Raw genomic sequence first — 21,402 nt, forward strand, 5'->3', positions numbered from 1 at the left:
CCATGCTTTAAGCCTGTCTCGATTGCAGCTTGCGCCGCACGTAAAGGGTTTTGTCGACCCGCGCCACCAGGGTGCCGGAGCCGTCATGAATCTGCACCTTGAGCTGCGGCAGGTACTTCTCGCCGCCGGCGGTGCGCTGGCGAATCTCGTCCAGCAACGCCTGGTCGATGGAAAATTCGGCAAACACCGGGCCTTTGCCCGGCGAGATGAAATCGATGGCCGCAGCCTTGCCCCAGACAATGTAGTCGCGCCCCAGATTCTCCATCAGCATCAGCATGTAGAACGGGTCGACCATCGAATACAGGCTGCCGCCAAACTGCGTGCCGACGTAATTGCGGTTGTACCAGCCCAGGCCCATGCGCACCTTGACCTCGCGGAAATCGCTGCCGATGTGCAACACCCGGACTCCGGCCCCAAGGTAAGGCGGGTACAGGGTCATGACCCAGCGCAACAGCCGCGCCTTGCCCAGGCGTCGGGTCAGCCACTCACGCATCGGGACGGGTGCCCAGGCCCATGGCCTGACGCGCGAACCAGCGCTTGGCCGGTGGCAGCAGGTCCAGACCCAACAACCCCATGTTGCGGCCCAGCGCTACCAATGGTTGCGCACTGCCAAACAGGCGGGTGACCTGGTCGGAAAAGCCGACGGTGAGTTTCTGGTCCATGCGCTGACGCTCGCGGTACGCCTGCAAGGTCGCCAGGTCGCCCGGAATTGCCGGCCCGGCAAGCAGCGCCTCGGCCAACGCGTAGGCATCCCGCAGGGACAGGTTGAAGCCCTGACCGGCAATCGGGTGCAGGCTGTGGGCGGCATTACCGAGCACCGCCAGATGGGAGCGCACTTGTTCTTCCGCCTCCACGAGGGCCAACGGGTACAAGTGACGCGCGCCGACCTGCTTGAGAGTGCCCAGGCGGTAGCCGAACACGCCCTGCAATTCACTCAGGAAGCTGCGTTCGTCTAGGTCGGCCAGGCGCTGGGCGTCCATGCCGATGCGGGTCCACACCAGCGCGCAACGGTTGTCCGGCAGCGGCAGCAAGGCCATCGGCCCTTCGTCGGTGAAACGCTCGAACGCCTCGCCGTTGTGGGCTTCGCTTGGGGTGACGTTGGCGATAAGCGCACTCTGGTTGTACGGCCGCTTTTTGACGCCGATGCCCAGTTGCTCGCGCAAGCCCGAGCGGCCGCCATCGGCCAGCACCGCGAGGTCGCACTCCAGCACGGTTTCGTCATTGAGGGTCAGGCGGTAGCCGTTGGCAAGCGGCTCCATGCGGGTGACTTCCGCCGGGCAACGCCAACTGACAACTTCCTTGTCCAGGCCTTGCCACAGGCATTGGCCGAGCCAGGCGTTTTCCACCACGTAGCCAAGCGCCGGCACGCCCTCTTCCATGGCCGACAGGCGCGCAGTAGAGAAGCGGCCACGGTCCGACACATGAATCTGCTTGATCGGCTCGGCGCGACGGGAGATTTCCTGCCATACGCCCAACCGTTGATAAATCTGCCGCGCGCCAAAAGACAGTGCCGAAGAACGTGCGTCGTAGCTCGGCTGGTAGCTGTCGCCGGGGGCAAACGGCTCGATCAGCACGATCTTCCAGCCACGGGCCTTGGCTCCGGCCTGCAACGCCAACGCGAGGCTGGCGCCCACCAGGCCGCCGCCGATAATCGCCAGATTGGCCCGGCTCATCGGGCACCTGCCATCAGCGCTTCGATCTCGGCAACGGACTTGGGCACGCCACCGGTCAGAATTTCACAGCCTTGCTTGGTCACCACCACGTCGTCCTCGATGCGTACGCCAATGCCACGCCATTTCTTCGCCACGTTCTGGTTGTCCGGGGAAATGTAGATCCCCGGCTCCACGGTCAGCGCCATGCCGACTTCCAGCACCCGCCACTCGCCGCCCACCTTGTACTCGCCCACATCGTGCACATCCATCCCCAGCCAGTGGCCAGCGCGGTGCATGTAGAAGGCTTTATAGGCTTCGCTGGCGATCAGCTCGTCGACGTCACCCTGCAACAACCCCAGCTTCACCAGCCCGGCAGTGATCACTTGCACCGTCGCCTCGTGGGCCTGGTTCCAATGCTTGTTCGGGGCGATTTCGGCAAAGGCGGCTTCCTGGGAAGCCAGCACGATTTCGTAAATCGCCTTTTGTTCAGCAGAGAACTTGCCGCTCACCGGCCAGGTACGGGTGATGTCGCTGGCATAGCAGTCGATCTCGCAACCGGCGTCAATCAGCACCAGGTCGCCATCCTTGAGCACCGCGTCATTCTGCTGGTAATGCAGGATGCAGCTGTTGCGCCCCGAGGCGACGATGGAGCCATAGGCCGGCATCTTCGCCCCGCCTTTGCGAAACTCGTAGTCGAGCTCCGCCTCAAGGCTGAACTCATACAACCCGGCGCGGCTGGCCTGCATGGCCCGCACATGGGCCGCGCAGGAAATCCGCGCGGCCTCGCGCATCACCTTCACTTCTGCCGCCGATTTATACAGGCGCATGTCGTGAAGCAGATGATCCAGGGCAACAAATTCGTTCGGTGGTTGGGCGCCGAGGTGCGCTTTAGAGCGGATCACGTTGATCCACTCCATCAGGTGCCGGTCGAACTCGGCATTGCTGCCCATAGCCGAATACACCCGGTCGCGGCCTTCGATCAGGCCGGGCAGGATGTCGTCGATATCGGTAATCGGGAAGGCGTCATCGGCGCCAAAATCGCGGATCGCGCCTTCGGTGCCCGCTCGCAGGCCGTCCCACAGTTCGCGCTCGGCATTGCGTTCGCGGCAGAACAGCACGTACTCGCCGTGCTGGCGGCCGGGCATCAGCACGATCACCGCTTCCGGTTCGGGGAAGCCGCTCAGGTACTGGAAGTCGCTGTCCTGGCGGTAGACGTGCTCGACGTCACGGTTGCGGATGGCCACCGCAGCCGCCGGCAGGATGGCGATGCTGTTGGGTTCCATCTGCGCCATGAGCGCCTTGCGGCGCCGGGTGTATTCCGCTTTGGGGATATGGATCATGGGCAGATGGGCTTCCTTTCTTAGTGCAGCGACGGCTTGGGTGCAGCGGGCTCAGCCGATTTACGGGTCTCGGTGAACAGCAGCAGCGGCGCGACGCGCAGGTATTCCATGACTTCCATGTAGTCGCTTTCGCCGTCTTCGGACTCTTCCAGGGCGTCTTGCACCTGGGAGATGGCGGCCAGGTCTTGCAGCACTTCCTGGGCATCGGTGCTCAGTTCCAGGCCGCCGGCGTTCACGCCGAAACCGTGGAGGAAGCCTTGGCACCATTGGCCCAGCGCGGCGGCGCGCTCGGTGAGCGGCGCGTCATCGGTCGGCAGAAGCAACACGACGGTGACGTCATCACCGGTCAGTTCGCCTTTGACCATCTCTTGCAAACCGATCAACGCGTTGCGCACGTTTTCGGTGGGCTCGGTTTCCAGCAGCTCGGCGACGTCGGCCAGCCAGTTGTCGGCATCAAAGCCGACACCGGTGCAACTGCGACCCAGCAGCACGCCGTGCAACTCGGCAGGCGAGCAAGGATGACCGCTGGAGCTCAGCAGTTTGGAAAAAGCATCGTACGGGGAGTTCTGAATGGGCATGGTGAGCTAGGCGCCAGACGGCGCAATGTCTAGAATGAAGCGCTGTATCCTAGCATCGGCAGACGTACCAAGACTATCGAGGGCGTCAGATCGTTTATCCAGCAGTTGCCATTCATCAGACAAATCCAGTGGAACCCAATGGAAGACACCGACCTGCAAGCGCTGATGGCCAGACTCGAGCTGCTAATTAACCGGGTCGAGCAACTTAAGAGCCAAAACGGACTCCTATTAGCTCAGGAAAAGACCTGGCGCGAGGAACGCGCTCACCTCATTGAAAAAAACGAAATCGCCCGGCGTAAGGTCGAATCGATGATTTCGCGCCTGAAGGCCCTGGAGCAAGACTCATGAGTTCAAGCAATAGCGTCACCGTGCAGATTCTCGACAAAGAATATTCGATCATCTGCCCACAGGAAGAACGCAGCAACCTGGTGAGCGCTGCCCGCTACCTGGACGGCAAGATGCGTGAAATCCGCAGCAGCGGCAAAGTCATCGGCGCCGATCGCATCGCGGTGATGGCCGCCCTGAACATCACTCACGATTTACTGCATAAGCAGGAACGGCCTGACGTGCAGGCCAGTGGCTCGACGCGCGAGCAGGTGCGCGACCTGCTGGAGCGGGTCGATCTGGTACTTTCTACCGATCCAGAGCCACCCAAGGGCTGATTGCGGCGTCGGTTTCGGGTATACTCGCCCCACTCCCTGGCGTGCTTGCCAGTCGGCGATGTCCCTGAGCCGATTCGCACTACCCTGGAAGTTACACGTTGGGCTGGTGTGCATGTCCGCTAGACGGAAAGCCTTAAAGCCTACTGTTTCTTCCACCTTGAACTTTCGGGTTCAAGGGCTAAGTCGACAGCGGTTCTGTCGGGGAGCCTGATTCCCAAATCCAATGCCAGTCTTAGGACTGGCATTGTTTTATGAGCCGAAAACCATGACCGAACCTGCGCCGCTTTCCCGCCCGCAACTTCGACGCATGCTGCGCAAAGCCCGCCGCGCCCTGACGCCGAGCGAGCAACGCCAGGCCGCCCTGGGCCTGTATCGGCAACTGGCACAGCACCCGCTGTTTCGCCGGGCCAAACACATCTCCTTGTATCTACCGACGGACGGTGAAATCGATCCGCGCCTGCTGCTGCGCGCTGCACAGCGCCGGGGCAAGGCGACGTACCTGCCGGTGCTCAGTGCGTGGCCGCGAACCAAGATGGTGTTCCAGCGGGTACGGCCCGGCGAGAAGCTGAGCCCCAACCGTTTTCGCATCCTGGAGCCACAGGTGAATGTCAGCCGGCAACGCAAGGTCTGGGCGCTGGACCTGGTGCTGTTGCCACTGGTGGGATTTGATGATGTGGGCGGACGGCTGGGCATGGGCGGCGGTTTTTATGACCGTAGCCTGGCCTACATGGCCCGCCGGAAATCCTGGCGCAAACCGACACTGTTGGGCCTGGCCCATGAATGCCAGAAGGTCGAACGATTGGCGCAGGCAAGCTGGGATGTACCGCTTGAGGGCACAGTCACCGATAAGGATTGGTATATAGCAGAGACGCTACTGGAACCAGCAGCGCCTTAAGGACAGGTCAGCGTTTGAACGGTTGCGGTTGTTGCTGTGCGAGTTCAATCGGTGCGTCAGTCTTGTTCGACCACAAGCTCTGCGCATAGCCGGTGGTCACGACGCCCAGACCGAACAAAATAACCAATATCCATAGTAAATCCGGTTTGCGTTTCATCGATTGCCCCCCTTCAGGCATCTTGCACACGATGACAGCAACGTTCCATAAGTAGTCCGTGCCAGCTGCGTCAAGCTCAAAACCCCGGCATTCTGCGTTAACGTGAACCAACACGCAAACCTTGACGCCAACCGACCGTCGGTTTGTCATAAAATTGCCGGACAACTTTCCCAATCGTCTTTTGAGGAGCGAAAACATGGCCTATTGGCTGATGAAATCCGAGCCCGATGAACTGTCCATCAAGGGCCTGGAAAAGCTCGGTGAAGCCCGCTGGGACGGGGTGCGCAACTATCAGGCGCGCAACTTCCTGCGGGCGATGGCGGTAGGTGACCAGTTTTTCTTTTATCACTCCAGCTGCCCGGAGCCGGGGATTGCCGGCATCGGCAAAATCGTCGAGGCGGCATACCCGGACCCGACCGCGCTGGAGCCTGACAGCCATTACTTTGACGCCAAGGCCAGCCCTGAAAAAAACCCGTGGAGCGCGATCAATGTCGCCCACGTCGAGACCTTTCCCAAGGTCCTGGGGCTGGGCTATCTGAAACAGCAAACCGCCCTCGCCGAGTTGCCCCTGGTGCAAAAAGGCAGCCGCCTTTCGGTGATGCCGGTCACCGCCGAGCAATGGGCCGCCGTACTCGGCCTGCGTTAAATAGCAGAACCCTGCGGTCACACCCATGGCGCATGCATCTGCGCGCCAACCGGGTTAGGGTGGCGCTTCATTTGACCCGCATCAAGGGCCTTCGGGCAGGATCGGTCAAACTAGGACGCTAACGCCGCAGGATGCACCCATGTCGACGAACCACCGCACCTCCCATCTTTTCGCCATTCCATTGATTGTCTTGCTGCTGGCCGCCGGCGGCTTTGGCTATTGGCAATCTACCCAGGACCGCCTGCCCGAAGGCTTGAGCATGGGCAATGGCCGGCTGGAATCGACTGAAGTGCAGATCGCCGCCAAGATCCCTGGGCGCCTCGCCGAAGTGCGGGTGGATGAAGGCGACAAGGTGCTCAAGGGCCAACTGCTGGCACGCATGGACACCCGCACCCTGGAAGCCCAGCGCGCCCAGGCCGAAGCCGAAGTGCTGCGGGCCAAAGAGAATTTCGCCGCCGCCCAAGCCAATGTGCAACTGCGCCAGAGCGAACAACTGCTGGCCAGCCAGGAACTCAAGCGTACCCAGGAGCTGTACAAACGCGGCTTCGCCAGCGGCCAGTTGATCGACCAGCAGCAAGCCCGACAGAACACCGGCAACGCCGCCGTGGTCGCCGCCCAAGCCCAGGTCAACTCGGTAAAGGCCGCCATCGGCGCCGCCCAGGCCCAGGTCGCCCAACTCACCAGCGAAATCGAAGACAGCAGTTTGCGGGCGCCCATCGACGGCATCATCCAGCTGCGCCTGGCCGAACCCGGCGAAGTGCTCGGTGCCGGTGGCCGCGTATTGCTGCTGATCGACCCGAACGACCAATACATGAACCTGTATCTGCCCGCTTCGGTAACCGGCGCCCTGACCGTCGGCAGTGAGGCGCGGATCGTCCTCGACGCCCTGCCGAAGCAACCGTTGCCGGCGAAAATCAGTTTTGTCGCGGCCAAGTCGCAGTTCACCCCCAAGGAAGTGGAAACCCGCGACGAGCGCCAGAAGCTGGTGTTCCGGGTCAAACTGCGCCTGACCCAACCGAGCGCCGTGCCCCAAGCCAAACCGGGCATGCCCGGCGCCGGTTATGTGCGCACCGCTGACCTGGACTGGCCGGCCAACCTGCAATGAGCGGCCTGGCGCTGCACGCCACAGGCATCAACCATCGCTACGGCAAGCAACAGGCGCTGATCGACATCGCCTTCAGCTTGCCCGCCGGCACACGCTGCGGGCTGATCGGCCCGGACGGCGCTGGCAAGTCGAGCCTGCTTGGCTTGATTGCCGGGGTTAAAAAGCTTCAGCAAGGTGAGCTGGAAGTACTCGGCGGCTCCATCGAAGACCGCCGCCACCGCAACAGCCTGTACCCGCGCATCGCCTTCATGCCTCAAGGCCTGGGCGGCAACCTGTACCCCGAGCTGTCCATCAGCGAGAACATCCGGTTCTTCGCCACGCTGTTCGGCCTGTCAAAAGCCGATTGCGACCAGCGCATGCACAACCTGCTGCTGGCCACCGACCTCGCACGCTTCGCCGAGCGACCTGCCGGCAAGCTCTCCGGCGGCATGAAGCAGAAACTCGGCCTGTGCTGTGCGCTGATCCACGACCCGGACCTGCTGATCCTCGACGAGCCCACCACCGGCGTCGACCCGCTGTCCCGTCGGCGCTTCTGGGAACTGGTGGAAACCGTACGCAGCGAACGCCCGCAACTGACATTGCTGGTGGCCACTGCCTACATGGAAGAAGCCGAGCAGTTCGAACACTGCCTGATGCTCGACCGCGGCAAGCTGATCGCCGACGGCCTGAGCAGTGAACTGGCCGCCGCGACACCCAGCGGCAAACTGGACGAAGCCTTCACCCACTTCCAGGGCGACAGCGCCCACAACAACCAGCCGCTGGTGATTCCGCCACGGGAAAGCGATAACACTGACATCGCCATCGAAGCCCACGACCTGACCCTGCGCTTCGGCGACTTCACGGCGGTGCACAAGGTCAGCTTCGCCATAGGCCGGGGCGAGATCTTTGGCTTCCTCGGCTCCAACGGCTGCGGCAAGACCACCACCATGAAAGTCCTCACCGGCCTGATGCCGGCCACCGAGGGTACCGCGACCCTGCTCGGTAACCCGGTCAACGCCAAGGACCTGGCCACCCGCAAGCGCGTGGGTTTCATGTCGCAAAGCTTCTCGCTGTACGGCGAGCTCAGCGTGCGCCAGAACCTGGTGTTGCATGCGCAGTTGTTCGACCTGCCGAAGGCGGAAAGCGGCCAGCGCATTGATGAGTTGATCGAGCGTTTTGACCTGGGCGACGTTGCCGAGCAGCCTTCCGGCGAGTTGCCATTGGGTTTGCGCCAGCGCTTGTCCCTGGCGGTGGCGGTGCTGCACCGCCCGGAAGTGCTGATCCTCGATGAACCGACCTCGGGTGTCGACCCGGCCGCGCGGGATGATTTCTGGCGATTGCTGATCGAGCTGTCCCGGGAACAGGGCGTGACGATCTTCCTGTCCACGCACTTCATGAATGAGGCCCAGCGCTGCGACCGGATCTCGCTGATGCACGCGGGCAAGGTACTGGCCTGCGACACGCCGGACGCGCTGCAACAGCAATTCCACGGCGAGACCCTGGAAGCAGCGTTCGTCACCTGCCTGGAACAGGCCCAAGGCGCGCCCGAAGCGGCAACCGCGCCCACCGAAACCGTCAGCGAACCCATGGCCCCGCCCGTCAGCAAACGTGGGTTCAGCCTCGCCCGCCTGTTGGCCGTGGCCAGCCGCGAAGGCAAGGAACTGCTGCGGGACAAAGTGCGCATGGCCTTCGCCCTGCTGGGCGCGATTTTCATGATGGTGATTTTCGGCTACGGCATTTCCCTGGACGTGGAAAAGCTCGCCTTCGCTGTCTACGACCAGGATCAAACGCCGCAAAGCCGGGCCTATCTGGAAGCCTTTCGCAGTTCGCGTTATTTCGCCGAACAGCCGCCGATCACCGATTCCAATGAGCTGCACAAACGCCTGCAACGCTCGGAAATCAAACTGGCGCTGGAGATTCCGCCAGGGTTCGGCCGCGATCTCTACGCCGGCCGCCAGCCCGCCGTGGCCGCCTGGCTCGATGGCGGCATGCCGTTTCGCGCGGAAACCAGCCGCAATTATGTCGAGGCCGTGCACCAAGCCAATCTCCAACAACTGGCCGAACTGAACAGCACACCTCTCAACCAACAGGCCGCCGCCAAACTGGAAACCCGCTTTCGCTACAACCAGGACGTGGTCAGCGTGAACGCCATCGGCCCGGGCGTGATGGCGCTGATCCTCGCCTTCATCCCGGCGATGCTCACGGCCCTGGGGATCGTGCGCGAAAAGGAACTGGGCTCGATCACCAACTTCTACGCCACGCCGCTGACTCGCTTGGAGTTCCTGCTGGGCAAACAGGCACCGTACCTGGCGGTGAGCCTGATCAACCTCGGGCTGCTGGTGGCGATGAACCGCTGGCTGTTCGGCGTGCCGTTCAAAGGCAGCGGCGTGACCCTGGCCTTCGGCGGCCTGCTGTATGTGCTGGCCACCACCAGCATGGGCCTGCTGATTTCCGCGTTCACCCGCACCCAGATCGCGGCGATCCTCGGCACCATGATCATCACCAGCCTGCCGACCATTCAGTTCTCCGGGCTGATCGTGCCGCGCTCGTCCCTGGAAGGCGCCGCCGCGTTGATGGGCATGCTGTTCCCGGCGGGCTACTTCCTCGACATCGCGGTGGGCACCTTTACCAAGGCCCTGGATCTGCGCCAGTTGTGGCCGCAGTGCCTGGCGCTGTTCGGGTTCTTCCTGGGGTTCACCGGGCTTAGCCTGATTATGCTCAAGAAGCAGGAGGCCTGAGATGCACAAGTTCGCCCATATCCTGCGCCTCGGCATCAAGGAACTGACCAGCCTGCGCCACGACAGCGTGTTGCTGCTGTTCCTGTTCTACGCCTTCACCGTCGCCATCTATATGCCCGCCGCCGGTTCGGTGATCGGCGTGCATAACGCCAGCGTGGCCTTTGTGGATGAAGACCACAGCGCGCTGTCCCGGCAACTGGCCGAAGCCCTGCAACCGCCGGAGTTTCAAGCGGCGGTGCCATTACCGTATGACCAGTTGGACAAGGTGATGGACAGCGGCCAGTACACCTTCGTGATCAACGTGCCGGCGAATTTCCAGGCCGACCTGTTGGCCGGGCGCCAGCCGGGGGTGCAGGTCAACGTCGATGCCACGGCCATGAGCCAGGCATTCATGGGCGCCGGGTATATCGGGCGGATTTTCCAGCGGGAATTGCTGACCTATGGCGGCCAGGCTGATGCAGCCCAAAAGGCCCCTGCGCTGCTGACCACCCGGGCGCTGTTCAATACCAACCTGGAAGGTGGCTGGTTTCTCGCGGTAATCCAGATCGTCAACAACATCACCATTCTCGCCATCGTGCTGACCGGCACCGCGCTGCTGCGTGAGCGGGAACACGGCACCCTCGACCATCTGCTGGTGCTGCCACTGACGGCGCTGGAAATCATGCTGGCGAAAATCTGGAGCAACATGCTGGTGGTGGTGCTGTGCACCTGGCTGTCGCTGGAAGTGGTGGTGAAAGGCTTGCTCGGCGTGCCGCTGGCCGGGTCGCTGACCTTGTTCTTGCTGGTGACGGCGCTGTACCTGTTTGCCAGCACCGCCTTGGGCATCTTCCTCGCCACCCTCGCACGCTCGACGCCGCAGTTCGGCCTGCTGGCGATCCCGGTGATTATCCCGATGCTGCTGTTGTCCGGCGGCAGTACGCCGCTGGACAGCATGCCGCAGTGGTTGCAATGGGTGATGCAGGGCTCGCCGTCGACGCACTTTGTGAGCCTGAGTGCCGCGATTCTGTTCCGGGATGCGGGTGTGAATGTGGTGTGGCCGGACTTGCTGGCGCTGGCGGGGATTGGGTTGTTGTTCTTTGCGGTGGCGTTGGCGCGGTTCAGGAAGAGCCTGGCTTCCTGAGGTGTCTGTCAGGGCATCTTCGCGAGCAAGCCCGCTCCCACATTCAACCGCATTCTCATGTTAGAACTCGGTCAAGTGTGGGAGCGGGCTTGCTCGCGAAGGGCGCGAAGCGACCGGCTTACTGGATGATCAGGTTGTTGAACAACAGATCCTCAACCTGCGGCTTGCCGGTCTCGTCGTTCATTACTTGCTGAGTCTGCTTAAGGGCTTCCTGGCGCAGTTTTTCCTTACCGTCGACGCTGCTCATTGCGTCGCTGGTTTGCTGGGTAAACAGCGCCACCAACTGGTTGCGAATCAACGCATCGTTGGCTTTGACGGCGGCGGCCGCCTCGGGGCCTGTCACCCGCAGGGCGATATCCGCCTTGAATACCTTCAGCTTCGCGGTGCCATCCAGGCCGTAGTTACCGACAAACGGCGGGCTCAGGCTGATATAGCTGACCTTCGGCGCTTCGCCTTCTTTGGCTTCTTCGGCCAGGGCTGCCGTCGGCAGTGTCAGGGCCAGCATCAACAGGATCCACGCTTTCACAGTTCATTCCTCAATTCGGTTGCCCAGTAGCATAACGCTAGCAGCCCTGAGCACAAGCTTATGGCGACTTATCAGGCCGGGGCATGCTCGTTGACCCATCGCCCTGCCCACCTACACTTATCGGCCAACACGCCAAAAGGAATAGTCCGATGAAAGCTGTGCTGTGCAAAGCCTTCGGCCCCGCCGAAACCCTGGTGCTGGAAGACGTCGAAAGCCCGGCGATCAAGAAGAACGAAATCCTGTTGGACGTGCATGCCGCCGGGGTCAATTTCCCGGACACCCTGATCATCGAGGGTAAATACCAGTTCAAACCGCCCTTCCCGTTTTCGCCGGGCGGTGAAGCGGCAGGCGTGATCAGCCAAGTCGGCGAGAGCGTCAGCCACTTGAAGGTCGGTGACCGGGTGATGGCGTTGACCGGCTGGGGCAGCTTCGCCGAGCAGGTCGCCGTGCCGGGCTACAACGTGCTGCCGATCCCGCCGAGCATGGACTTCAACACCGCTGCCGCCTTCAGCATGACCTACGGCACCTCGATGCACGCACTGAAGCAACGGGCCAACCTGCAACCCGGGGAAACCCTGTTGGTGCTCGGTGCCTCCGGCGGTGTCGGCCTGGCTGCAGTGGAAATCGGCAAGGCCATGGGCGCCCGGGTGATCGCCGCTGCCAGCAGCGCCGACAAGCTTGCCGTGGCCAAGGCAGCGGGCGCCGATGAGTTGATCAACTACAGCGAAGCCAGCCTCAAGGACGAAATCAAACGCCTTACCGGCGGCAACGGCGTGGATGTGATCTACGACCCGGTGGGCGGCGACCTGTTTGACCAGGCCATTCGCGGCATCGCCTGGAATGGCCGGCTGCTGGTGGTGGGCTTTGCCAGCGGGCGCATTCCTGAGTTGCCGGTAAACCTGGCGCTGCTCAAGGGCGCGGCGGTGGTCGGGGTGTTCTGGGGTTCGTTCGCCCAGCGCCAGCCTCAGGACAATGCCGCCAACTTCCAGCAACTGTTCGGCTGGTTTGCCGAAGGCAAGCTGAAGCCGCTGGTGTCTCAGGTGTACCCGCTGGAGCAGGCCGCGCAGGCGATTAATGACCTCGGCCAGCGCAAGGCTGTCGGTAAGGTGGTGGTGCAGCTACGCTGACGATTGTTTCATTTTGTCGGCGAGGTGCCTGGGCCCATGATCGGCCGAGGCACTCATTCATTGGCAGGAAAAATAATGGTCACACGGTTGCGCGCGCTGCTGCTGGGGTTGTTGATGGTGATCTCGGCTCAAACTTTTGCCCATAAAGAGGACAAGGATGTACGCGGGCTAAACAACGTGACCGTGCTGATCGTGCGTCATGCAGAAAAACCCGATGAAGGCCCGTTGCTAAGCCCCAAGGGCGAACAAAGGGCGGCAGCCTATGCCCGCTATTTCGACCCGCTGCTGTTGAACGGCATCTCGGTGGTGCCCCAGCGGTTGATCGCTACCAGCGACAGCAAGGAAAGCTCCCGCCCTCGCCTGACCCTGACGCCGTTAGCCCAGCGCCTGCAACTTCCACTTGAAACACCCTACTCAGACGATCAAGTCGGCAAGCTGGTGAAGTCGCTACGCAAGTCCAACCAAGCCCAAACCGTGCTGATCGCGTGGCATCACGGGCATATCGACAAGTTGATCGAAGCCTTTGGCGGGGACGGCCCGGCGCTCACCGGCATGAAGAAATGGCCGGAAAATGTATATGACTGGCTGATCGTGTTGCGCTTCGACGAACAGGGCCAACTGGTGGAGTCCCGCAGCCAGAAAGTCCAGGAACACCTGCTTCCGGGCGACATCGCAGCCGCCAACGGCAGCTGAGCCGGATCGCTGTCTGTGGCGAGGGAGCTTGCTCCCGCTGGGTCGCGAAGCGGCCCCAAAAGATGGGCCTGCTGCGCAGTCCAGCGGGAGCAAGCTCCCTCGCCACACGTTCGTGATACCCCGCCTGAAAACGCCCCTCACTTGCCTCTAAGCGACATGTTCGTAAAAGAACATGCAATTGCACTCAATTCCTATGCCCGCAGATAAGAGGCGGTGCTATTTTCGGTAACGAAACTGTAACATTCGCATCCGCAGTCAAAACAAGAAATTTGGAGCTCTTGAATGTTTGCTTTCTTCCGCCCTGCCGCACACCAGGCGCCCCTGCCTGAAGAAAAAATAGACAGCACGTACCGACGCCTGCGCTGGCAGATCTTCGCCGGTATTTTCTTCGGTTACGCCGGGTACTACCTGCTGCGCAAGAACTTCTCCCTGGCCATGCCGTACCTGATCGACGAGGGTTACACGCGCGGCCAGCTGGGCCTGGCGATGTCGGCGATTGCAATTGCCTACGGCCTGTCCAAGTTCCTCATGGGCCTGGTGTCCGACCGCTCCAACCCGCGCTACTTCCTGCCCTTCGGCCTGCTGGTGTCCGCCGGGGTGATGTTCATTTTCGGTTTCGCGCCTTGGGCAACGTCCAGCGTGACCATGATGTTCATTTTGCTGTTCATCAACGGCTGGGCCCAGGGCATGGGCTGGCCGCCAAGTGGGCGGACCATGGTGCACTGGTGGTCGCAGAAGGAACGCGGCGGCGTGGTTTCCGTATGGAACGTGGCGCATAACGTCGGCGGCGGCTTGATCGGCCCGCTGTTCCTGCTGGGCATGGCCTGGTTCAACGACTGGCACGCGGCGTTCTACGTCCCGGCCACCGTGGCCCTGCTGGTGGCGGCATTTGCCTTCATCACCATGCGCGACACCCCGCAATCGGTGGGCCTGCCGCCTATCGAGCAATACAAGAACGACTACCCGGAAGGCTACGACGCCAGCCACGAAGACGAATTCAGCGCCAAGGAAATCTTCGTCAAGTACGTGCTGCGCAACAAAATGCTGTGGTACATCGCCTTCGCCAACGTCTTCGTCTACCTGCTGCGCTACGGCGTGCTGGACTGGGCCCCGACGTACCTCAAGGAAGCCAAGCACTTCGACGTGGATAAAACCTCGTGGGCGTACTTCTTCTACGAATGGGCAGGCATTCCGGGCACGCTGCTGTGCGGCTGGATGTCGGACAAGATCTTCCGTGGCAACCGTGGCCTGACGGGCATCGTGTTCATGGGCTTGGTCACCGTCGCGACCCTGGTTTACTGGCTCAACCCGCCGGGCAACCCGATGGTCGACATGATCGCGCTGTTCTCCATCGGCTTCCTGATCTACGGCCCGGTGATGCTGATCGGCCTGCAGGCGTTGGAGCTGGCACCGAAGAAAGCCGCCGGTACTGCAGCGGGCTTCACGGGCCTGTTCGGTTACCTGGGTGGTTCGGTGGCAGCGAGTGCGGCCATGGGCTACACCGTTGACCATTTCGGCTGGGACGGTGGTTTTGTGCTGCTGATCGGCGCGTGCCTGCTGGCGATTGCGTTCCTGATCCCCACCTTGTGGCACACCAATAGCGTCAGTACCGCACGTTAATCGTCGGAACAGCCTTTGGAACACCGCTTGAGCCGCGCCTCCAGATTCTTGTCTGGCATGGCGTGGCTACGCAGGGCGTTGACGGTCTGCTCGACATAATCGCGAGTGGTACCGTAACGCCCGCAAGCGCTTTGCAACACGTGATTCAGCACGATGTCGGGCAAATTCCCGGCGTAGCTGGGCAGGTGCCGCTCCAGTACAAATCCCAATGCCTGCACCTGGCTGCCATCTTCAAGACGGCAGGTGAGCCAGTGTGGCCGGTAGGACGGGTAAGGCATCTCGCGCTGCCACAAGGCATAAAGCGAAGCCTCCAGCTGATCTTCCGGCAAGCGGTAGGCAAACCCACTGCACGAGCCGCCGCGATCCAGGCCAAACACCAACCCCGGTGTTTCCGGCGTGCCCCGGTGCTCATGGGACCACAGGTACAAGCCGCGGTGATAACCATGGACCCGCGCCCGCATGCGTTGTGTCGACGAGCATTCAGGCCGCCAGATCAGCGAACCATAAGCGAATAGCCAGACCGGCCCACCCTTATGCAAAGCCATGGTGGCTTGCATCGAGCTCATCAACTGTTCGTGAGTGAGTTGCGGCCCCAGATCGAGCCGCGGAGGGTAAGCCAATTGCAAAAGATCAGATTCAATGGCGGTCATGGCAAATCGCTTAGGTCTCCTTTGTTGTTACGAGAAGCTGTTACCAGTTGTAAGCAACTTTACCGTAATAGAACGCGCCGCTGTAACCGTACGGCGAAAAAGTGCTATAGGCCAAATTGCCACCACTGCTGGCGTAGGCATTGAGTTTTTCCGGGTACTTGTCGGTGACGTTGTCGCCGCCAACGGTGAAGGTCCAGTTTTTCAGCTTGTAGTCGGCTGACAGGTCCAACAGCCAGGCGGCCTTGAAGCTCTGGTCGTTGGCAGGGTCGGCCTGGTAGCTGGTGAATGAACCATAGCGCACCAAATTACTGTGCAGCGCCCAATTGCCGAAGCTCAGGTCGTTACCCAGGCTCAGCTTGTGCTGGGGTGTGGTGTCGCCCAACAGGCCGATGCGTTCGCGACGATCCACCCGGACCAGGCTCGCGCCCAGGCTATCCAGTACAGCCGGGTTGGCTTTTACGTCGGTGACCTTGGTGTGGTTGTAGTTGTAGCCCACGGTGCTGTTCCAGCGCACACCGTTATCCAGCTGGTAGCGATAGTTGGCCACCAGGTCGACGCCATTGGTGGTGGTGTCGGTGGCGTTGGTGAAGTAACGCACGGTGGTGTAGTTGATGTTGCCGACGCCGTTGGCCTGCAGGTACGCCAGCGCAGCCGGGTTTTTGCTCAGGTCCAGGTTGGAGGACAGGCTGATGCGGTCGCTGATGTCGATACGGTAGACGTCGGCGGTCACTGTCAGGTTGTCGGTCGGCTCCAGCACCAGGCCGAGGCTGTAGTTGCGGGACTTCTCGGCTTTCAGGTCTTCCGCACCGAGCAGGCGCGCCACCTGGCTGTTGGCCGGGAACGTACCGGCTTCCTGGATGGTGTTGCCGATCAGCTGGGACGAGGTGTAGGCGAAGTTCTGCTGCGCCAGGGACGGCGCGCGGAAACCGTTGGATACACTGCCGCGCAAGGCCACTTGCGGGGTGAAGTCGTAGCGGGCCGAGAGCGAGCCGCTGACGTTGGAACCAAAATCACTGTAGTCCTCATGACGCACGGCAGCCGAGGCGCTGAGTTTTTCGGTGAAGTTGGTTTCCAGGTCCAGGTACTGCGCCCAGCTATGGCGCGTGCTGGTGCCTGCGTCGGAATCACGGAAGCCGCCCAGGCCCGAACTGCCGGTCTGGTAGTAGGACGCCGGGTCACCCGCCTTGATCTGATAACTCTGGTCCAGGTATTCGCCACCAAACGCTACCGACACCGGATACGGCAACCAGCCCAGGCTGAATTCCCGCGACAGATCCAGGCTGAGTTGCTTCTGGTCATTGACCAGGGTGCCGTTGTCGAACTTGCGCGGCGTCGCCAGGCCCAGTGAGGTGTTGATGGTTTCGGTACCGATCTGGTACCGGTTCTTGCCGTAGTTCACCGACACGTCGTAGTGCCAGTCATAGGCCAACAGGCCGCGCAGACCGACCGCCAGGGACGTGTCTTCCACGTCGCCGCGAATCAGCGGCAAGTAGCCGTTGGGGTTGAGCGCTGGAATGTTGTTACTCGCGTTGCTGGCCCGGTAGAACGCCGCCGTTTCGCCGCGGGTCTTGCTGTAGCCGCCAAACGCATAGAACTCAGCGGCATCGCTGAAGGAATATTCCGAGTTGAGAAACAGCTTGCCCTGGTCGGTGGCCGGCTCGCCCTGGCGGAACACCCGCTGGCCGTAGGTCGTCGAACCAACGCTGCCCGGACGCAGGTCCTTGCCGGCGCGGTTGGTGTAATCGTTGTCGGCACCTTCGGCCGAGATGTTGATAAACCCGTTATCGCCCAGCGCCACACCGGTGTTGCCGCTGAGGTTGCGCTGGATACCGTCACCCTTCTTGTACTCACCGAACTTGCTGGTGATCGAGCCACCGTGGTCGTCATGCTTGAGGATCACGTTGATCACCCCGGCAATCGCATCGGAGCCGTAACGGGCCGATGCGCCGTCACGCAGCACTTCAATATGGTCAACTGCCGACAGCGGGATCGCATTCAGATCCGCCGGTGCCGAGCCGCGCCCCACTGCGCCGCCGAGGTTGACGAAGGCACTGGTGTGGCGGCGCTTGCCGTTGACCAGCACCAACACCTGGTCCGGTGACAGGCCACGCAACTGCGCCGGACGCACCAGTTCGGCGCCGTCTACCAGGCTGGGGCGTGGAAAGTTGATGGACGGAATCAGACGGGCCAACACCGCGCCCAACTCATCAGAGCCGGTGCTGCGCAAGGTGTCGCCGGAAATCACATCGATAGGTGACAGCGAAGCACTGGCGGTGCGCTCTTGGGCGCGGGTGCCGGTCACGATGACTGTGTCGAGTTTGGGTACATCGGCAGTGGCCGTTTCGGCGGCTGCCACTGGACTGAATCCCACAGCGGTCAGCAAATTAGCCGACAAAATCGCCGTGTACAGCAGGTGCTGCTTATTGCTCCCCATACCGCTCCCCTTGGAATCAAAAGCCAGAACGTCAATGCTCTGAGCTCATACGATCGATCCGTGTGGCGGACGGTGGCGGTCATTTATTGGTTATTGGCAGAAAGTCGGTAGTCCGTTGCCATATAGCTTAATGGTATCTATGTAACAAATTAAATACCTTTAAAGAATAAGCGAATGCATAAGCCCGGGTAGCTCCGCTCATCAGGATTGGCCGCCTCAATCCCTGTAGTTTCAGCGCACGTTCAGCCTGGAGGCACGCTGAGCCTTCAAAATAGGCGCCTGTCACGACCCACTTAGCCGCCAACCGAACCGACTATCGAGGTCACACCATGAAATACCGACTTCCCAGCCTGTTGTTCCTGGCCCAGGCCACCACCGCCCTGGCGGTGGAAGCGCCGCCCCAGGACGAAAAAGGCTTCTGGTACGCCCAGACGAGCGTCTACACCCGGCATTTTTCGCCGGACAAGGACCACAACAACAATCAGGACCTGATCGGCCTGGAGCGCAATGAAGCGTCAGGCCTGGTGTATGGCGGGGCGACGTTTCGCAACTCGTTCAGACAGCGTTCTTACTACGCCTACGCCGGCAAACGCTACGACATGCCCGATTATCCGGTGTACTTGAAGCTGACAGGCGGCGTGATCCAGGGCTATCGCGGCAAGTACCGCGACAAGATTCCGCTGAATGGGCTGGGCGTGGCGCCGGTGATCATCCCCTCGGTGGGTACTCACTACGGGCCGGTCGCCGCCGAGCTGGTGTTGCTCGGGTTCAATGCGGCGATGGTGACCACGGGCGTTCGTTTCTGATCGAGCCGCTGAAGGGCTTCTGTGGCAAGGGAGCTTGCTCCCGCTGGGTCGCGAAGCGGCCCCTGAAGTTCATGCGGTCTTTCAGGTAGAACCCAGCGACTGTTTCGGGGCCGCTGCGCAGCCCAGCGGGAGCAAGCTCCCTCGCCACAGGTTACGGGCGAGGCGCGTAGGCAAATACGTCAGCACGCATCTGGTGTGCATCCATGCCGGCTTCGACCAGCGCATCCAGGGTGCCATAGATCATCGCCGGTGAGCCGCTGGCGTAGACGTGCACGGCTTTGAGGTCGCTGATGTCTTCGCACACCGCTTCATGCAGCAACCCGCAGCGCCCTTCCCAGCCGCACAGGTCGCTGACCACTTTGTGCAGGAACAGGTTGGGCAGTTGCAGCCACTGGTCCCAGTGCTCGATCTCGTAGAAATCTTCCGGTCGACGTACACCCCAATACAGATGCACCGGGTGCTTGAAGCCACTGGCGCGGCAGTGTTCGATCAGGCTGTGCATCTGCGCCATGCCGGTGCCGGCGGCGATCAGCACCAGCGGCCCGTCGGGCAGTTCGGCCAGGTGGGTGTCGCCAAACGGCATCTCGATGCGCGCCATCTGGTTGCGCTGCAACTGCTCCAGCAGGCTGCGGGCGCTGTCTTCACGGGCCAGTACGTGGAGTTCCAGCTCGCGCCCGGCGTGGGGTGCGGAGGCCAGGGAGAACGCCGACTTCTCGCCGTTTTCCCGTTCGATCATCAGGTATTGCCCGGCGTGGTAACGCACGGCCTTGCCGGCCGGAGCCCGCAGGCGCACACGCCACACGTCACCGCCCACTTCGACGCACTCACTCAGTTGGCAAGACAATTTGCGCACCGGCAATTCTCCCGGCGCCAGCACGCCATCCCACAACACAATGCAATCTTCCAGCGGTTCGGCAATGCAGGTATAGAACTCGCCATGGTCACGCACCTCACCGGCTTGCTGCACCCGGCCTTCCACCAGCAGCGCTGCACACACATGGCACACGCCATTGCGGCAGGCCTGGGGGCAATCGTAGCCCAGGCGTCGCGCGCCCTCGAGAATCCGCTCGCCAGGCGTCAGTTCCAGTACCGCACCGGAAGGCTGCAGGGTTACACGCATCAATCTATTCCTAATTCTTTCCAGAGCGCATCCACACGGGCAGTGACCGCTTCGTCCTTGACGATCACACGGCCCCATTCGCGGGTGGTTTCACCCGGCCATTTATGGGTGGCATCCAGGCCCATTTTCGAGCCGAGGCCCGATACCGGCGAGGCAAAGTCGAGGTAGTCGATCGGCGTGTTATCGATCATCACCGTGTCGCGCTTGGGGTCCATGCGCGTGGTGATGGCCCAGATCACGTCGTTCCAGTCCCGGGCGTTGATGTCGTCGTCGGTGACAATAACGAACTTGGTGTACATGAACTGTCGCAAAAACGACCACACACCCAGCATTACCCGCTTGGCGTGGCCGGGGTACGACTTCTTCATCGTCACGATGGCCATGCGGTACGAGCAGCCTTCGGGCGGCAGGTAGAAGTCGGTGATTTCCGGAAACTGCTTTTGCAGGATCGGCACAAACACTTCGTTCAACGCCACGCCGAGGATCGCCGGCTCATCGGGCGGCCGGCCGGTGTAGGTGCTGTGGTAGATCGGCTTGATCCGGTGGGTGATGCGCTCGACGGTGAACACCGGGAAACTGTCGACTTCGTTGTAGTAGCCGGTGTGGTCGCCGTAGGGGCCTTCATCGGCCATCTCGCCGGGGTGAATCACGCCTTCGAGGATGATTTCGGCGGTGGCCGGCACTTGCAGGTCATTACCACGGCATTTCACCAACTCGGTGCGGTTACCGCGCAACAAGCCCGCGAAAGCGTACTCGGAGAGGCTGTCGGGCACTGGCGTGACAGCGCCAAGGATGGTCGCCGGGTCGGCGCCCAGGGCCACCGAAACAGGGAATGGCTGGCCGGGATGCTTTTCGCACCACTCACGGAAATCCAGTGCGCCGCCACGGTGGCTCAGCCAACGCATGATGACCTTGTTACGGCCAATCACTTGCTGACGGTAGATGCCGAGGTTCTGGCGGTCTTTGTTCGGGCCTTTGGTGACGGTCAGGCCCCAGGTGATCAGCGGGCCGACGTCGCCTGGCCAGCAGGTCTGAACGGGGAGCATGCCGAGGTCGACGTCATCGCCTTCGATGACCACTTCCTGGCAGACCGCGTCTTTCACGACCTTGGGGGCCATGGCGATGATCTTGCGGAAGATGGGCAGCTTCGACCAGGCGTCCTTCAGACCCTTGGGTGGCTCAGGCTCCTTTAGGAAGGCCAGCAGCTTGCCGATCTCCCGCAGTTCGCTGACGGACTCGGCGCCCATGCCGAACGCAACGCGGTCGGGGGTGCCGAACAGGTTGCCGAGCACCGGAATATCAAAGCCCACCGGGTTTTCGAACAGCAGCGCCGGGCCCTTGTTACGCAAGGTGCGGTCGCAAATCTCAGTCATCTCCAGGACCGGGGAAATCGGCACCTGGATACGTTTCAACTCTCCGCGCTGCTCAAGTTGCTGCACGAAATCCCGAAGATCCTTGAATTTCATTAACCATGCCACCCGTAAAATAGGCGTACATCCTACCTGCTCTTACGGTCGCTGGCAGCTTATTGAGCAGCATTGCCGACGACACAGA

Annotated in this window: 21 protein-coding genes and 1 other RNA gene; 12 read left to right on the forward strand and 10 right to left on the reverse strand. The window is 61.7% G+C overall.

Features of this window, described 5'->3' with window-relative positions:
• Positions 1 to 7: 7 nt before the first annotated feature.
• The 4 genes from NVB75_RS18655 to NVB75_RS18670 are packed head-to-tail and all read right to left on the reverse strand — an operon-like array spanning position 8 to position 3,570.
• Positions 8 to 493 (reverse strand): DUF4442 domain-containing protein, encoded by a 486-nt coding sequence (locus NVB75_RS18655; protein WP_258342741.1) that lies wholly within the window; start codon positions 491 to 493, stop codon positions 8 to 10.
• Complete coding sequence (gene ubiH, locus NVB75_RS18660) at positions 486 to 1,673, reverse strand: 2-octaprenyl-6-methoxyphenyl hydroxylase (protein WP_258342742.1); 1,188 nt, start codon at positions 1,671 to 1,673, stop codon at positions 486 to 488. Before ubiH ends, NVB75_RS18655 begins: the two co-directional genes overlap by 8 nt.
• Positions 1,670 to 2,992, reverse strand: coding sequence for a Xaa-Pro aminopeptidase (pepP, locus tag NVB75_RS18665; RefSeq protein WP_258342743.1), 1,323 nt, complete (start codon positions 2,990 to 2,992; stop codon positions 1,670 to 1,672). The genes ubiH and pepP overlap by 4 nt, the downstream gene beginning before the upstream one ends.
• Positions 2,993 to 3,012: 20 nt before the next feature.
• The gene (locus tag NVB75_RS18670; protein ID WP_258342744.1) at positions 3,013 to 3,570 is read right to left on the reverse strand and encodes a YecA family protein; all 558 of its coding nucleotides are present in this window, start codon (positions 3,568 to 3,570) and stop codon (positions 3,013 to 3,015) included.
• A 138-nt stretch (positions 3,571 to 3,708) separates the two neighbouring features.
• Here NVB75_RS18670 and NVB75_RS18675 point away from each other — a divergent pair, with 138 nt between their 5' ends.
• From NVB75_RS18675 to NVB75_RS18690, 4 genes are all read left to right on the forward strand, one after another.
• Complete coding sequence (locus NVB75_RS18675; protein WP_003213954.1) at positions 3,709 to 3,918, forward strand: TIGR02449 family protein; 210 nt, start codon at positions 3,709 to 3,711, stop codon at positions 3,916 to 3,918.
• Complete coding sequence (locus tag NVB75_RS18680; protein WP_003213956.1) at positions 3,915 to 4,232, forward strand: cell division protein ZapA; 318 nt, start codon at positions 3,915 to 3,917, stop codon at positions 4,230 to 4,232. The genes NVB75_RS18675 and NVB75_RS18680 overlap by 4 nt, the downstream gene beginning before the upstream one ends.
• Positions 4,233 to 4,262: 30 nt before the next feature.
• A non-coding RNA gene (ssrS, locus tag NVB75_RS18685) (6S RNA) lies at positions 4,263 to 4,441 on the forward strand.
• Between the two features lie 56 nt (positions 4,442 to 4,497).
• Positions 4,498 to 5,127 carry a 5-formyltetrahydrofolate cyclo-ligase gene (locus tag NVB75_RS18690; RefSeq protein WP_258342745.1) on the forward strand — a complete coding sequence of 210 codons (630 nt, stop codon included), beginning with the start codon at positions 4,498 to 4,500 and terminating at the stop codon, positions 5,125 to 5,127.
• 7 nt (positions 5,128 to 5,134) lie between these two features.
• On the opposite strand, the gene NVB75_RS18695 is transcribed toward NVB75_RS18690, so the two are convergent.
• Positions 5,135 to 5,284, reverse strand: coding sequence for a hypothetical protein (locus NVB75_RS18695; protein WP_003213959.1), 150 nt, complete (start codon positions 5,282 to 5,284; stop codon positions 5,135 to 5,137).
• Positions 5,285 to 5,480: 196 nt separating this feature from the next.
• Between NVB75_RS18695 and NVB75_RS18700 the strand changes: the two genes are divergently transcribed.
• The 4 genes from NVB75_RS18700 to NVB75_RS18715 all read left to right on the forward strand — a co-directional run bounded on the left by NVB75_RS18700 (position 5,481) and on the right by NVB75_RS18715 (position 10,872).
• Positions 5,481 to 5,930, forward strand: a complete 450-nt coding sequence (locus NVB75_RS18700; RefSeq protein WP_258342747.1) for an EVE domain-containing protein — start codon at positions 5,481 to 5,483, stop codon at positions 5,928 to 5,930.
• 139 nt (positions 5,931 to 6,069) lie between these two features.
• Positions 6,070 to 7,035 (forward strand): HlyD family secretion protein, encoded by a 966-nt coding sequence (locus NVB75_RS18705; RefSeq protein ID WP_063026373.1) that lies wholly within the window; start codon positions 6,070 to 6,072, stop codon positions 7,033 to 7,035.
• Positions 7,032 to 9,752, forward strand: a complete 2,721-nt coding sequence (rbbA, locus tag NVB75_RS18710; protein ID WP_258342749.1) for a ribosome-associated ATPase/putative transporter RbbA — start codon at positions 7,032 to 7,034, stop codon at positions 9,750 to 9,752. The genes NVB75_RS18705 and rbbA overlap by 4 nt, the downstream gene beginning before the upstream one ends.
• 1 nt (position 9,753) lies before the next feature.
• Positions 9,754 to 10,872 carry an ABC transporter permease gene (locus NVB75_RS18715; protein WP_177046796.1) on the forward strand — a complete coding sequence of 373 codons (1,119 nt, stop codon included), beginning with the start codon at positions 9,754 to 9,756 and terminating at the stop codon, positions 10,870 to 10,872.
• Between the two features lie 118 nt (positions 10,873 to 10,990).
• Here NVB75_RS18715 and NVB75_RS18720 read toward each other — a convergent pair whose 3' ends face one another.
• A complete protein-coding gene (locus NVB75_RS18720; protein ID WP_258342752.1) occupies positions 10,991 to 11,398 on the reverse strand; it encodes a flagellar basal body-associated protein FliL in 408 nt (135 codons plus the stop codon).
• 149 nt (positions 11,399 to 11,547) lie between these two features.
• On the opposite strand from NVB75_RS18720, the gene NVB75_RS18725 reads away from it, so the two are divergent.
• The 3 genes from NVB75_RS18725 (at position 11,548) to glpT (ending at position 14,838) form a co-directional block, all read left to right on the forward strand.
• Entirely contained in the window at positions 11,548 to 12,525 is a 978-nt protein-coding gene (locus NVB75_RS18725) for an NADPH:quinone oxidoreductase family protein (RefSeq protein ID WP_258342753.1), read from the forward strand.
• A gap of 75 nt (positions 12,526 to 12,600) precedes the next feature.
• Positions 12,601 to 13,218: a flagellar basal body-associated protein FliL gene (locus NVB75_RS18730; protein WP_258342754.1), complete on the forward strand. Its 618-nt coding sequence runs from the start codon at positions 12,601 to 12,603 to the stop codon at positions 13,216 to 13,218.
• Between the two features lie 282 nt (positions 13,219 to 13,500).
• Positions 13,501 to 14,838: a glycerol-3-phosphate transporter gene (glpT, locus tag NVB75_RS18735; RefSeq protein ID WP_093203852.1), complete on the forward strand. Its 1,338-nt coding sequence runs from the start codon at positions 13,501 to 13,503 to the stop codon at positions 14,836 to 14,838.
• Here glpT and NVB75_RS18740 read toward each other — a convergent pair.
• Both NVB75_RS18740 and NVB75_RS18745 read right to left on the reverse strand, forming a co-directional pair.
• Entirely contained in the window at positions 14,835 to 15,488 is a 654-nt protein-coding gene (locus tag NVB75_RS18740; protein ID WP_076013086.1) for a gamma-glutamylcyclotransferase, read from the reverse strand. The genes glpT and NVB75_RS18740 overlap by 4 nt on opposite strands.
• 40 nt (positions 15,489 to 15,528) lie before the next feature.
• A complete protein-coding gene (locus NVB75_RS18745; RefSeq protein ID WP_258342755.1) occupies positions 15,529 to 17,922 on the reverse strand; it encodes a TonB-dependent siderophore receptor in 2,394 nt (797 codons plus the stop codon).
• A 329-nt stretch (positions 17,923 to 18,251) separates the two neighbouring features.
• On the opposite strand from NVB75_RS18745, the gene NVB75_RS18750 reads away from it, so the two are divergent.
• Positions 18,252 to 18,728 (forward strand): sn-glycerol-3-phosphate transporter, encoded by a 477-nt coding sequence (locus NVB75_RS18750; RefSeq protein WP_258342756.1) that lies wholly within the window; start codon positions 18,252 to 18,254, stop codon positions 18,726 to 18,728.
• 151 nt (positions 18,729 to 18,879) lie between these two features.
• Here the strand turns inward: NVB75_RS18750 and NVB75_RS18755 are convergent, their stop codons facing one another.
• Positions 18,880 to 19,848 carry a CDP-6-deoxy-delta-3,4-glucoseen reductase gene (locus NVB75_RS18755; RefSeq protein ID WP_177070905.1) on the reverse strand — a complete coding sequence of 323 codons (969 nt, stop codon included), beginning with the start codon at positions 19,846 to 19,848 and terminating at the stop codon, positions 18,880 to 18,882.
• Entirely contained in the window at positions 19,848 to 21,314 is a 1,467-nt protein-coding gene (ubiD, locus tag NVB75_RS18760; RefSeq protein WP_003213983.1) for a 4-hydroxy-3-polyprenylbenzoate decarboxylase, read from the reverse strand. Before ubiD ends, NVB75_RS18755 begins: the two co-directional genes overlap by 1 nt.
• Between the last annotated feature and the right edge of the window lie 88 nt (positions 21,315 to 21,402).

It is taken from the genome of Pseudomonas sp. CBS, assembly GCF_024734645.1.
GTDB lineage: Bacteria > Pseudomonadota > Gammaproteobacteria > Pseudomonadales > Pseudomonadaceae > Aquipseudomonas.